Source organism: Stenotrophomonas sp. STEN056, from assembly GCF_056759635.1.
Map to the genome: position 1 here is coordinate 1 of NZ_JBRRDL010000022.1, position 12471 is coordinate 12471.

Here is a 12471-nt window from a genome sequence, read left to right on the forward strand (position 1 = left end):
ATACCTGACCCGGCTCAACGCGATGAAGCGTGACAACGCGCCTTGGCGGGTCGGCTCTATGGAGACTGTGCAAGACAGTTGACTCCTACAGTGCATCCCGCATCCCGCATCCCGCATCCCGATTCTCCATTCGTCGCCTTCCGCCGTCATAATCCCCGTCTGTCTTCGGGAGTGATTGAAATGCTGGAAACGGTGGAACAGGAAACCGGCGCATCGCCGCAGTGGTCGATCATCTGGCTGCACGGGCTCGGCGCCGACGGCCATGATTTCGCCCCCATCGTGCCGGAACTGGTGCGCCCGCAGTGGCCGGCCATTCGCTTCGTGTTCCCGCATGCGCCCAAGCGCGCGGTGACCATCAACAACGGCATGCCGATGCGTGCGTGGTACGACATCGTCAGCATGGATTTCCGCAGCCGTGCCGATGCCGCTGGCGTTGCCGAATCGGTGGCGCAGGTGGATGCCTTGATCGCCCGCGAGCAGGAGCGTGGCATTCCGCTGAACCGCATCATCCTCATCGGGTTCTCGCAGGGCGGTGCCGTTACCTTGTCTTCCGGCCTGCAGCGCCGCGCGCTGCTGGGCGGGCTGGTGGCGTTGTCGAGCTATCTGCCCGAGGTTGAAGCCGCCGCCACGCAACTGGTGGAAGGTGCCAACACCCAGCCGGTGTTCATGGCCCACGGCAGCGCCGACCCGGTGATTCCAGTGCAGATCGCCGAGCACAGCATGCAGGTACTCAAGCAACTGGGCTTTGGCGTGGAGTGGCACCGTTACCCCATGGCCCACCAGGTCAGCGGCGAGGAAATCCATGCGCTGGGTGACTGGCTGCAGGCGCGTTTCCAGGCGTGAAGGCCAGGATGTGAAGGAATGCGCAGTTCCGCATGCGTCCACGCCGGCATTGCATCGGTGCGGCTACCATGGCCGCACCAACGCTGCGTGACGGGGAGGATCGCGTGAAGGTCGCCATTGCCGACGACGAGCCGCTGGCTCGCGAACGCCTGCGTTCACTGCTGGCCGAACATGACGGCATCACCGTGGTGGCCGAGGCGGCCAACGGCGCCGATGCCCTGCACGCCTGCGCGCAGACGCAGCCGGATCTGGTGCTGCTGGATATCGCCATGCCCGGTATTGATGGGCTGGAAGTCGCCCGGCACCTGGCCCAGTTCGAGCACCGTCCGGCGGTGGTGTTCTGCACCGCGTACGACGCCCACGCGCTGTCCGCATTCGAGGCAGCGGCGGTGGATTACCTGATGAAGCCGATCCGCGCCGAACGCCTGGCGGCGGCGCTGGCGCGCGCACGCACGGTCATCGCAGGCCGGGCCACTGCAACGCCGGCCCCCCCCGCGCAGGCCCGCCGGGTACTGTGCGCGCGGCTGCGCGGCAGCCTGCGGCTGGTGCCGGTGGAGGACATCATCTATCTGCAGGCCGACGAAAAATACGTGGTGGTCCACCACAAGCGCGGCCAGGACCTGATCGAAGAATCCCTGCGCTCGCTGGAAGAGGAGTTTGGCGAGCGCTTCATCCGCATCCACCGCAACTGCCTGGTGGCCCGTGGCCAGCTGCAGGAAGTACGGCGAACGCCCAACGGCCAGGTGCAGGCGGTGCTGCGTGATGCGCCAGAACTGCTGGAAGTCAGCCGCCGCTGCGTCGCCAATCTGAAGGGTGAGCTGGTCCGGTTGTGACCACCGCGTCGGCAACGGCGATAATGCGCGCATGACCATTTTGCGCATTGCTACCCGAAAGAGCCCGCTTGCCCTGTGGCAGAGCGAACACGTCGCTGACCGCCTGCGCCAGGCCCACCCGGGGCTGGTTGTGGAACTGGTGCCGATGAGCACGCGCGGGGACGAAGTGCTGGACCGCTCACTGGCTGCCATTGGCGGCAAGGGCCTGTTCCTGAAGGAGCTGGAGCTGGCGATGATGCGCGGCGAAGCCGATTGCGCGGTGCATTCGCTCAAGGACGTGCCGATGGAGCTGGAAGCACCGTTCGCGTTGCCGGCCATTCTTGCCCGCGCTGATCCGGCCGATGCCTTTGTCTCCAACCGTTACGCCTCGCTTGAAGCCTTGCCGCCGGGTGCAGTGGTCGGCACTTCCTCGCTGCGCCGGCAGGCCCAGTTGCGCGCCCTGCGCCCGGACCTGCTGGCCCGCGACCTGCGTGGCAACGTCAACACCCGCCTGGCCAAGCTTGATGCCGGCGACTACGACGCCATCCTGCTGGCCTGCGCGGGATTGGAGCGGCTGGAACTGGGCGAGCGCATCCGTGACCGCCTGCGTGCACCGCACTGGCTGCCGGCACCGGCACAGGCGGCCGTGGCCATCGAATGCCGCCAGGACGATGCGAACGTGATTGCCCTGGTTGCCGCATTGGACGACGCGCCCACCCGCACCTGCGTGGAAGCCGAGCGGGCAATGAACCGTGCGATGGACGGCAGCTGCCACGTCCCCGTGGCGGGTCTGGCGCAATGGCAGGGTCAGGATCTGTGGCTGCAGGGTCTGGTCGGCGGCGTGGCCGACGGCTGCATCGTGCGCGCCGAGGCGCACGGCCCGGCAACCGACCCCGAAGCACTGGGCCGCAACGTCGCCCGGCAGCTGCTGGATGCAGGCGCTGGTGAACTGCTGGGTTGAGCGGCCCGCGTAGACGCGGCCCCGGCCACGAAGTCGATAGTTCGTCCGGTTGCCAGGAGCACCCCTCCCCAACCCTCCCCTGAGCTGCGCTCAAGGGAGGGGGCAGATCGCCGCGTTGTCGTAGGAGCGGCCTTGGCCGCGAAGCTGATGATGGTTCCGGTTGCGGAAGGCATCCCGCCCCAGCGCACTGCCGAGCCGCGCTCCAATGACGGAGGACAGCTCGCCGCCCCATCCACCCAAAGCATCCGCGCATGAAAAAGCCGGCGAAAGCCGGCTTCTTCAAGGATCCCGCGCGGTCGCTTACTTGAAGCTGTAAACCACGTTCATCGTGGTCAGGGTGTCGGTCTTGCGCTTGTCTTCGGCCACGTCGCTGTTGTGGCGGGCCTGCCAGCCAGCCTTCAGCGCGAAGTGCTTGTTCATGCTCACCGATACGCCGAAATCATTCTGCGCGAAGGTGTTGTACGAGCCCGATTCCACCAGCAGGCTGTTGACCAGCTCGGTGTTCTCGGTGATGGCGAACTTCAGGTCGAACAGGCCGCGCCCGATCAGGCCGGTGCGGTCTTCATCGGTGTCGGCGTTGTGCGAGCGGCGCACACCGGGGCCGATCTGCGTGTCCAGGATCAGGCGCTCGCCATCGATCAGGCGCGTGCCGTAACCCAGGCCGAGGCTGCTCTGGCGGTCGTAGGTGGCGAAGTCATCGCGTTCATGACGCACCGTGGCGGTCAGCTGGCGGTGCTCGCCCAACTGCAATGCACTGCCCGCGCTGCCGGTGTAGCGGTTGGCGGTGGTCTGGCGCCTGCGGCTGGTGCTGCCGTCGTCGTTGGTCTGGGTGTACTGGGCGCTGGAGCGCAGGCCGAACAGGTCCATGCTGTGGACCCAGTCATTGTCGGTGTAGCGCAGCTTGAGGCGGCCGTTGAAGCTCTCGGTGGTGCTGTTGCCGTGGGCCGAAGCGAAACCCAGCTCGCCGCCACTGCCGCTCCAGGGTGACGTCATGGCCGCCAGGTCGGAGGCATCATCTGCCCAGGCAGCCATCGGGGCACACAACAGCAACGGCAGGAACAGTGAAACACGCAGGGACATCAGTTGGTCTCCGGAAGCAAAACGGGGTAAGAAAGCGTTTTCATGATACCGGAAGCCTCGCCCCGGCCCGGTCCCCGGCTGGCTCCGGCTTCAGATGCCGTTCGGCGGGAGGGCCGCCGCCAGTGCGCACCATTGCGCCCCGGAGTCGGACATAATCGGGCCCATGGATCGCTACGAACGCATAAACGCGCTGCATCGCCTGCTCAAATCCGCCCGTTACCCGGTGACGGTGGCCCGCCTGCAGGAAGATCTGGGGTGTTCCCGGGCAACGGTCTATCGCGACCTGGCCTTCCTGCGCGATGCCCTGATGGCGCCGGTGGAGGGCGACGGCGAGGCCGGTTTCCGTTACATGAGTGGCGAAAGTGACCGTTTCGAGCTGCCCGGCCTGTGGCTGAGTTCGGAAGAACTACATGCGTTGCTGGCCTCCCAGCACCTGCTGTCGCGGACCGGCGGCGGGGTGCTGTCCTCGGTGCTGGCGCCACTGCAGCAGCGGATCGAAAGCCTGCTGGCCGCGCAGGCCGGGGCGACGTCCTGGCCGGTGGAACGGGTGCGGGTGATCCCGCACCGGGGCCGCAAGCTGGATGAGGCCAGTTTCCGCACCGTCGCTTCCGGCGTGCTGGAGCGCAAGCAGCTGTCCTTTGAATACCGGGCGCGCTCCACCGATGAAGCCACCCGCCGCACGGTGTCCCCGCAGCGGATCACCCATTACCGGGACAACTGGTATCTCGATGCGTGGGATCACACCCGCGACGCGGTGCGCAGTTTCGCGGTGGACCGTATTCATCAGGCGCGCCTGCTCGACCAGCCATCGCGCGATGTGCCCGATACCGAGCTTGATGAACAACTGGCCGCCAGCTACGGCATTTTCTCCGGCGCGCCCAAGGGCTGGGCCACCATCGTGTTCAGCGCCAAGGCCGCGCGCTGGGTGGCTGACGAACATTGGCATTCCAAGCAGCAGGGCCGTTTCCTGGCCGATGGCCGCTATGAACTGAAAGTGCCGTACAGCGTCTCGCGCGAGCTGCTGATGGACGTGCTGCATTACGGCTCGGATGCGGAAATCGTTGAGCCGCAATCCCTGCGCGAGCAGGCCAAGGCCCTGTTGTCGCTGGCACTGAGCAATTACGACTGAAGGTGGAAATACCGCGGTGAGCGAACTGGGCCCGGCACGGGCAACCGTGCAGCGGCCTGCGCATTCAACCTTTCACTGAGCCGGCGTGGGGCTGATGGCCGGGTACGCGAGACGCGCCTGGGCTGAACCTGTCGCCCTCAACTGCAACACATGGGTTCGATGCGCGCCCGGGCGCACTGCGCTTTCCCGGGCCACGGCAATTAGGTGAGGTGAGCGGGGAGCCGCGCCTTGCGCGGACACCACCGTGGTGCTTGTTCCCGGCGGATCCAGGCCGGCCGCATTACTTCTTGTTGGGGACTTCAAAGCCCAGGCGGCCGACCTGTTCGGGGTGTTGCGGCACGCGCTTGAGCTTGTCGGTGTTGACGTCGTACTTGTCGCGCAGGCGTTGGGCCAGTTGGCGGTACAGGGCGTTGTCCATGTCCGGCTCGCGGGCGAAGATCCAGGCCATCTCACGGCCCGGGTAGCCGATCAGCGCCCAGGAATAGTCCGGCGCCACTTCCAGTATCCGGGAATGCGTGGGCACCACGCGGTAGAACCAGGTGCGCCAGCGGCGATTGCCGCTGTCGTCGTCCACCTTGGCGCGGATGCTCAGTTCCTCGGTCGGCTCGCTGAAACCTTCGCGGAACTGATAGTTGATGCTGACCTTGTCGTCCTCGCGCAGCGTGTAGGTGTTGACGCTGGCTACATGGCCGCGCTCGACGAAATTGGGTACCCGGCCAATCACATACCAGCGGCCCATGAAGCGCTGCAGGTCCACCGGGCCATCGGCGTTGCCTTCCACGATCGGCGTGGCGGCGGGGGCTTCCTGCGCGTGGGCAGGTGCCAGTGGCAGGGACAGGCTCAACAGCAGGGCGGACAGAAACGCAGGAATTGGTCGCATTACGGGTTGGAGCGCCAGTGAGTAGTGACGGCAGCATGTTCGACGGGCGGCGATGGGCGCGTCAATGGCAGGTCGCAGTCTGTGAGATGCGGGGCGATGAGGATGCAGTCCATCACATCCATGTTGCCGGAGAACGTCATGTCCAAGCCGTCCGCACCGTCGTACCGTCCTGCGCACGATTACGCGCCCGATCCCCGGGTGCTGCGCTGCGTCAGGCAAGTTGCGCTGGCAGGGCTGGCGCTGGTGCTGGTGTGGCCGGCCGCACGTGGTTACAGCACCTGGATCGGCTGGCTGCCGCTGTGGCTGGTGGGCATGCCGCTGGCGGCGTGGTGGGCCTTGTACCGTTTCCGTTTGCCGGCCGCCTGGCGCAACCGCAAGGCCGGGCAGCGCCGGCGTGGCCCGCAGGCGCGACGTGCGCGCCGCCCTGCACGCTGGCGCGGGTCGCAGGCCGCCTGACCTTCGACAGGGGGCGCAAGCGCGTGCCTGTGCTAGCGTTTGCGGCCTATGTCCGCATGGAGCCAACATGTCCCGAATCACCTCCGCCTGCCTGATGGCAGGCCTGCTTTCCTCCGGCCTGGCCAGTGCCGCCATGGCCGCTGACGCCCCCAGGGACACCTACGCCTGGCTGGAAGATGTCACCGGCGAGAAACAGCTGGGCTGGGTCAAGGAACGCAATGCCGAGTCCGAAGGCCGCCTGGCGCAGAGCGCACAGTTCAAGCAGATGGAGGCCGGCATCCGCGAGGTGCTGGATTCGGACGCCAAGATCCCGGGTGTGCAGAAGATCGGCGATTACTACTACAACTTCTGGAAGGACAAGCAGCATGAGCGCGGCATCTGGCGCCGCACCACGCTGGTGGAATACCGCAAGGCCGAGCCGCTGTGGGAAACCGTGCTCGACCTGGACGCGCTGAACAAGGTCGAGGGCGAGAACTGGGTGTGGCACGGCGCCAACTGCCTGCGCCCGGAATACACCCGCTGCCTGATCGCGCTCTCGCGTGGTGGCGCCGACGCCGACGTCACCCGCGAGTTCGACCTGACGCAGAAGGCCTGGATCAAGGACGGCTTCTTCCGCCCGGAAGCCAAGGGCGGGCTGGGCTGGATCGACCAGGACAACGTCTTTGTCTACACCGATTTCGGCGATGGTTCGATGACCACCTCCGGCTACCCGCGCGTGGTCAAGCAGTGGCGTCGCGGCACGCCGATGTCCGCGGCCACCACTGTGTACGAAGGCAAGCCGGAGGACATGTACATCGCGGCGATGCACGACGATACGCCTGGTTTTGAACGCAACTTCGTCAGCCGCACCATCGCCTTCTACAACAACGAGCTGTTCGTGCTCGGCGCCGACGGCAAGTTGACCAAGGTGGATGCGCCCAATTCGGCCGAGAAGGGCGTGCGCCGCGAATGGCTGACCCTGGAGCTGCGCGAGCCGTGGACCGTGGGCGGCAAGACCTACACCGCCGGTTCGCTGCTGGCCACGAAGTTCGACGACTTCATGGCCGGCAAGCGTGAGTTCGACGTGCTGTTCGCGCCGACCGATACCACCTCGCTGGCCGGCACCACCTGGACCAACTCGCACGTGGTGCTGAACGTGCTGGACGACGTAAAGAACCGCCTGCAGGTGCTGACCCATGGCGCCAACGGCTGGACCACCAGCGAATTCACCGGCGCACCGGCGTTCGGCACGATTGGCGTGGGTGCGGTGGATGCCGATGAAAGCGATGCGGTGTGGATGACCGTCACCGACTACCTGACCCCGACCACCCTCTCCCTGGCCGAGATCGGCCAGCAGCCGGAAGTGCTCAAAAGCATGCCGGCGTTCTTCGACGCCAGCGGCAAGGTGATCGAGCAGCACTTCGCCACCAGCAAGGACGGCACCCGCGTGCCGTACTTCGTGGTGCACGACAAGGCGATGAAGCTGGACGGTTCCAACCCGACGCTGCTGTACGGCTACGGTGGTTTCGAGATTTCGCTGACCCCGGGTTATTCCGGCGGCATGGGCCGCGCGTGGCTGGACAAGGGCGGCGTGTACGTCGTGGCCAACATCCGTGGCGGTGGCGAGTATGGCCCGCGCTGGCACCAGGCCGCGTTGAAGCAGAACCGCCACAAGGCCTATGAAGACATGGCTGCGGTGGCGCAGGACCTGATCACCCGCGACATCACCTCGGCCAGGCACCTGGGTGTGCAGGGCGGCAGCAATGGCGGCCTGTTGACCGGCAACATGCTGACTCAGTACCCGGAGCTGTTTGGTGCGGTGGTGGTGCAGGTTCCGCTGCTGGACATGAAGCGTTACAGCCACCTGCTGGCCGGCGCCTCGTGGATGGCCGAGTACGGCAACCCGGACACGGCCGACTGGGACTTCATCAAGACCTTCTCCCCGTACCACCTGTTCGACCCGGCCAAGAGCTACCCGCCGGTGCTGTTCACCACCTCCACCCGCGATGACCGCGTGCATCCGGGCCATGCCCGCAAGATGGCGGCCAAGATGATCGACGCCGGCAAGGACGTGACCTACTACGAGAACATCGAAGGTGGCCACGGCGGTGCAGCCAACAACGCACAGGCCGCGCATATGTCGGCATTGGCATACAGCTTCCTGTGGGAACAGCTGAGCAAGAAGTGATGCCTGGTTTGAAGTGACGCAAAACAAACGCCACCGAAAGGTGGCGTTTGTTTTTGCTCTGTTTAAGCCCCTCTCCCCTCGAGGGAGAGGGGTTGGGGAGAGGGGGCGGCGGAGTTTTGGAAGTGAATTAGTGAGATTGCATCCAGCGTCAAAGCTAGAAAGCTCCCCCTCTTCCGCCCTGCGGGCACCTTCTCCCGCAAGGGGAGAAGGGAACAGCTGAGCACCTCTGCGTCTTCACAATCCAACACCTCAGCAACTCACTTGCGCTTCCAACTTCCCAAGCCCCGCCCAATCCGCATCACCGCCTCCTGCAGCCGCGCCACGTCCTGCGTATAGGCAATGCGCACATGCTGGTTGGCGCGGTAATTGCCGAAATCCAGACCCGGCGTAAACGCCACATGCTCGGTCTCAAGGAAGTGCGCACAGAACGCCTGCGCATCATCGGTGAATGCACTCACGTCGCAGTACAGGTAGAACGCGCCCTGTGGCTCCACGTCGATGCGGAAGCCGAGTTCGCGCAATGCCGGCAACAGGTAGTCGCGGCGCTGGCGGAACTGCGCGCGGCGTTGCTCGAAGATGGCAATGGTCTCCGGCTCGAAGCACGCCAGTGCCGCATGCTGGGCCATCGACGGCGCGCTGATGTACAGGTTCTGGGCAAGTTTCTCCAACTCCGGCACTGCCGCCGGCGGTGCCACCAGCCAGCCCAGGCGCCAGCCGGTCATGCCGAAATACTTGGAAAAACTGTTCAGCACGAAGGCTTCATCGTCCACTTCCAGCACGCTGGGGGCGTCGAAACCGTAGGTCAGGCCGTGATAGATCTCGTCCACCACCAGGTGCCCGCCACGCGCTTTCAGTGACGCCGACAGCGCGGCCAACTGGCCGGCATCCAGCGTGGTGCCGGTCGGGTTGGCGGGCGAGGCAACCAGGGCGCCGACGCTGTTGCTGTTCCAGTGTTGTTCGATCAGCGCCGGGGTGAGCTGGTAGCTGTTGCCCGGGCCAACCGGCACCAGTTGTGCCGCGCCTTCGACCAAACGCAGGAAATGGCGGTTGCACGGATAACCCGGGTCGGCCAGCAGCCAGTGTTTGCCCGGGTCCACCAGCAGGCTGGAAGCCAGCAGCAGGGCGCCGGAGCCGCCGGGGGTGACCAGGATGCGCTCGGGGTCGATATCAAGCTGGTAGCGGTCGCGATAGAAACTGGCGATGGCCTGGCGCAGCGCCGGCAAGCCGCGGGCGGCGGTGTAGCGGGTGTGGCCTGCGCCGAGTGCGGCCTGGCCGGCACGCACGATGGGGGCGGCGGTGGTGAAATCGGGTTCGCCGATTTCCAGGTGGATCACATCATGGCCGGCCTGCTCCAGCGCATTGGCGCGGGCGAGCAGGGACATGACATGGAAAGGTGCGATCTCGTGGCTGCGGCGGCTGTAGCCGGACGGCGTGGGGATGGACGTGTTCATCGCTGCATCATAGGGCGGGGCGATGGCGACGGCATTGCGACCAAGGGCGCATGCGTGTCTCGATTGGCCCAGTCCGGGCATGGCACACTGTGGGCTTGTGCGGGGGCGTCGCTCCTGACGATGGGAGCCTCTCCGTGAAACCTGCCCTTTGCCTGTTGGTAGCCAGTCTGATGATGAACACCGCCGTTGCCGCAACGCCCACGCCACCTGATGCCGCCAAGCACCCGCATACGGTCAAGGCCCCCTTCGGTGCCGAACGCCAGGACGAGTACTACTGGCTGCGCGATGACAAGCGTGAGAACCCGGACATGCTGGCGTATCTCAATGCCGAGAACGCCTATACCGATACCTTGATGGCGCCGCTCAAGCCGCTGCAGGACGCGCTGTATGCCGAGATCGTCGGCCGCATCAAGCAGGACGATGCCAGCGTGCCCTACCGCGAGCGCGGCTACTGGTATTACACCCGTTACGAAACCGGCAAGGATTACCCCATCCACGCGCGCCGCAAGGGCGACATGCAGGCGCCGGAAGAAGTGCTGCTGGACCTCAACACCCTGGCCGAGGGCAAGGGTTATTACGCGGTCAGCGACATGGACATCAGCCGTGACAACCGCCTGCTGGCCTATGCCGAAGACGGCGTCGGCCGCCGCCAGTACAGCATCCGCTTCAAGGACCTGGAAACCGGCAAGCTGCTGGACGACGTGATCGAAGGCGTGTCGGCCAATGTGGTGTGGGCCGACGACAACCGCACCCTGTTCTACGTCGAAAACGACCCGGAAACCCTGCTCACCGTGCGCGTCAAGAAGCACGTGCTGGGTACGCCGGCCAGCGCTGATGTGGTGGTCTACGAAGAGAAGGACGACAGCTTCTACATGGGCATCGGCCGTACCCGTGACGACCGCTACATCACCATCGGCGTGGACAGCACCGTATCCTCCGAACTGCGCTACACCTCGGCTGCCAACCCGGGTGAGTTCACCGTGCTGGCGCCGCGCGAGCGCGACGTGGAATACGACGCCGACCATTTCGATGGCCGCTGGGTGATCCGCACCAACGCCGGCGGTGCCAAGAACTTCAAGCTGGTCACCGCGCCGGAAGGCGCCACCAGCCGCAAACAGTGGCAGGACTGGGTTGCGCACGACCCGCAGGTGCTGGTCGAAGGCTTTGAGCTGTTTGACGGCTACACCGCCATCGCCGAGCGCGCCGAGGCACTGGAGCGCGTGCGCCTGCTGTTCGCCGACGGCCACAGCGAGTTCGTCAAGGCCGACGAGCCGGTCTACTCGATGGGCCTGTCGGTCAATGCCGAGCCGGACACCGAGTGGCTGCGTTACAGCTACACCTCGCTGACCACGCCGGCCACCACCTACGAGCTCAACGTCAAGACCGGCGAACGCCGCCAGCTCAAGCAGCAGCCGGTGATCGGCTACGACCCGTCGCTGTACCAGACCGAGCGCGTCTGGGTGAGCGCACGTGACGGCGCCAAGGTGCCGGTGTCGCTGGTCTACAAGAAGGGCTTCAAGAAGGACGGTACGGCCGCGCTGTACCAGTACGCCTACGGCAGCTATGGCATGTCGATGGACCCGGGCTTCAACCAGAGCGTGGTCAGCCTGCTCGACCGCGGCGTGGTCTACGCCATCGCCCATATCCGTGGCGGCGAGGAAATGGGCCGCAACTGGTACGAAGACGGCAAGCTGCTGCACAAGCAGAACACCTTCAACGATTTCGTCGACGTTACCCGCGCGCTGGTCGCACAGGGCTATGCCGCCAAGGACCGCGTGGCCGCTTCCGGTGGCAGTGCCGGTGGCCTGCTGATGGGCGCGGTCGCCAACCAGGCGCCGGCCGATTACCGCGTGATGGTCGCGCAGGTGCCGTTCGTGGACGTGGTCACCACCATGCTCGACGCCAGCATCCCGCTCACCACCAATGAGTACGACGAGTGGGGCAACCCCGAGCAGAAGCCGTACTACGACTACATGCTCAGCTACTCGCCGTATGACAACGTCACCGCGCAGGCGTATCCGTCGCTGTTCGTCGGCACCGGCCTGTGGGATTCGCAGGTGCAGTACTGGGAGCCGGCCAAGTGGGTGGCGCGCCTGCGCGACGTCAATACCGGCAGCCTGCCGATCGTGTTCCGCACCAACATGGAAGCCGGCCACGGTGGCAAGTCGGGCCGTTTCCAGCGCTACAAGGAACAGGCCGAATCCTTCGCCTTCGTGTTGTCGCAGCTGGGCGTGGCGCACTGACCGAGCGGCGCGCGCATGCCAGGGTCTCCGCAATCGCCTGAACCCCGCCCACCGCGCCTGCGCTGGGCGTGGTGGCTGCTGGCTTATGTGAGCCTGGGCGTTGGCATTGTCGGCATCTTCGTGCCGGGCCTGCCGACCACGGTGTTCGTGCTGATCTCGGCCTGGGCGGCCTCGCGCGGTTCGGAGCGGCTGCATACCTGGCTGGTGACGCACCCGCGCTTCGGCCCGTCCATCGTCAACTGGCGCGCGCACGGCGCGGTGAGCCGCAAGGGCAAATGGATGGCCAGCCTGACCATGCTGGCCTGCGCCCTGATCACCCTGTGGTGTGTCCCGCTGGCCTGGGTGAAGTGGACCTCAATCAGCATCATGGCCTGCGTGTGCCTGTGGCTGTGGATGCGGCCATTGCCGCCACCGGGCAGCTGAACAGCGCGCCGCCACCGGACTTTAGT

Annotated in this window: 11 protein-coding genes; 8 read left to right on the forward strand and 3 right to left on the reverse strand. The window is 65.7% G+C overall.

The annotated features are described in order from the left end of the window. The first annotated feature begins 180 nt into the window (after nucleotides 1-180). The 3 genes from ACVOLO_RS12340 to hemC all read left to right on the forward strand — a co-directional run bounded on the left by ACVOLO_RS12340 (nucleotide 181) and on the right by hemC (nucleotide 2616). Nucleotides 181-843, forward strand: coding sequence for an alpha/beta hydrolase (locus tag ACVOLO_RS12340; RefSeq protein WP_481570598.1), 663 nt, complete (start codon nucleotides 181-183; stop codon nucleotides 841-843). A gap of 68 nt (nucleotides 844-911) precedes the next feature. Continuing rightward, nucleotides 912-1676 carry a LytR/AlgR family response regulator transcription factor gene (locus ACVOLO_RS12345; protein WP_481570599.1) on the forward strand — a complete coding sequence of 255 codons (765 nt, stop codon included), beginning with the start codon at nucleotides 912-914 and terminating at the stop codon, nucleotides 1674-1676. Between the two features lie 31 nt (nucleotides 1677-1707). Next, nucleotides 1708-2616, forward strand: coding sequence for a hydroxymethylbilane synthase (gene hemC, locus ACVOLO_RS12350; RefSeq protein ID WP_481570601.1), 909 nt, complete (start codon nucleotides 1708-1710; stop codon nucleotides 2614-2616). Nucleotides 2617-2916: 300 nt separating this feature from the next. Here the strand turns inward: hemC and ACVOLO_RS12355 are convergent, their stop codons facing one another. Further along, nucleotides 2917-3696: a DUF481 domain-containing protein gene (locus ACVOLO_RS12355; protein ID WP_481570602.1), complete on the reverse strand. Its 780-nt coding sequence runs from the start codon at nucleotides 3694-3696 to the stop codon at nucleotides 2917-2919. Nucleotides 3697-3859: 163 nt separating this feature from the next. Between ACVOLO_RS12355 and ACVOLO_RS12360 the strand changes: the two genes are divergently transcribed. Then, on the forward strand, nucleotides 3860-4825 hold the full coding sequence (locus tag ACVOLO_RS12360; RefSeq protein ID WP_481570603.1) for a helix-turn-helix transcriptional regulator: 966 nt from the start codon (nucleotides 3860-3862) through the stop codon (nucleotides 4823-4825). A 280-nt stretch (nucleotides 4826-5105) separates the two neighbouring features. On the opposite strand, the gene ACVOLO_RS12365 is transcribed toward ACVOLO_RS12360, so the two are convergent. Beyond that, nucleotides 5106-5705, reverse strand: coding sequence for a lipocalin family protein (locus tag ACVOLO_RS12365; protein WP_481570605.1), 600 nt, complete (start codon nucleotides 5703-5705; stop codon nucleotides 5106-5108). A gap of 138 nt (nucleotides 5706-5843) precedes the next feature. On the opposite strand from ACVOLO_RS12365, the gene ACVOLO_RS12370 reads away from it, so the two are divergent. Together ACVOLO_RS12370 and ACVOLO_RS12375 are read left to right on the forward strand one after the other, a co-directional pair. Next, complete coding sequence (locus tag ACVOLO_RS12370) at nucleotides 5844-6161, forward strand: hypothetical protein (protein ID WP_481570606.1); 318 nt, start codon at nucleotides 5844-5846, stop codon at nucleotides 6159-6161. Nucleotides 6162-6228: 67 nt separating this feature from the next. Continuing rightward, nucleotides 6229-8328, forward strand: coding sequence for a prolyl oligopeptidase family serine peptidase (locus tag ACVOLO_RS12375; RefSeq protein ID WP_481570607.1), 2100 nt, complete (start codon nucleotides 6229-6231; stop codon nucleotides 8326-8328). Between the two features lie 257 nt (nucleotides 8329-8585). On the opposite strand, the gene ACVOLO_RS12380 is transcribed toward ACVOLO_RS12375, so the two are convergent. Next, complete coding sequence (locus ACVOLO_RS12380) at nucleotides 8586-9779, reverse strand: pyridoxal phosphate-dependent aminotransferase (RefSeq protein ID WP_481570608.1); 1194 nt, start codon at nucleotides 9777-9779, stop codon at nucleotides 8586-8588. A 134-nt stretch (nucleotides 9780-9913) separates the two neighbouring features. Between ACVOLO_RS12380 and ACVOLO_RS12385 the strand changes: the two genes are divergently transcribed. Then, the gene (locus ACVOLO_RS12385; RefSeq protein ID WP_481570609.1) at nucleotides 9914-12022 is read left to right on the forward strand and encodes a S9 family peptidase; all 2109 of its coding nucleotides are present in this window, start codon (nucleotides 9914-9916) and stop codon (nucleotides 12020-12022) included. A gap of 15 nt (nucleotides 12023-12037) precedes the next feature. Then, entirely contained in the window at nucleotides 12038-12445 is a 408-nt protein-coding gene (locus ACVOLO_RS12390; protein ID WP_481570610.1) for a YbaN family protein, read from the forward strand. The last annotated feature ends 26 nt before the right edge of the window (nucleotides 12446-12471 follow it).

Bases quoted from the DNA above. Each gene is read 5' to 3' on its own strand.
- ACVOLO_RS12360 (WP_481570603.1), top strand. From the start codon at position 3,860: ATGGATCGCTACGAACGCATAAACGCGCTGCATCGCCTGCTCAAATCC.
- ACVOLO_RS12345 (WP_481570599.1), top strand. From the start codon at position 912: ATGGCCGCACCAACGCTGCGTGACGGGGAGGATCGCGTGAAGGTCGCC.
- hemC (WP_481570601.1), top strand. From the start codon at position 1,708: ATGACCATTTTGCGCATTGCTACCCGAAAGAGCCCGCTTGCCCTGTGG.
- ACVOLO_RS12375 (WP_481570607.1), top strand. From the start codon at position 6,229: ATGTCCCGAATCACCTCCGCCTGCCTGATGGCAGGCCTGCTTTCCTCC.
- ACVOLO_RS12340 (WP_481570598.1), top strand. From the start codon at position 181: ATGCTGGAAACGGTGGAACAGGAAACCGGCGCATCGCCGCAGTGGTCG.
- ACVOLO_RS12355 (WP_481570602.1), bottom strand. From the start codon at position 3,696: ATGTCCCTGCGTGTTTCACTGTTCCTGCCGTTGCTGTTGTGTGCCCCG.
- ACVOLO_RS12370 (WP_481570606.1), top strand. From the start codon at position 5,844: ATGTCCAAGCCGTCCGCACCGTCGTACCGTCCTGCGCACGATTACGCG.
- ACVOLO_RS12365 (WP_481570605.1), bottom strand. From the start codon at position 5,705: ATGCGACCAATTCCTGCGTTTCTGTCCGCCCTGCTGTTGAGCCTGTCC.
- ACVOLO_RS12390 (WP_481570610.1), top strand. From the start codon at position 12,038: ATGCCAGGGTCTCCGCAATCGCCTGAACCCCGCCCACCGCGCCTGCGC.
- ACVOLO_RS12380 (WP_481570608.1), bottom strand. From the start codon at position 9,779: ATGAACACGTCCATCCCCACGCCGTCCGGCTACAGCCGCCGCAGCCAC.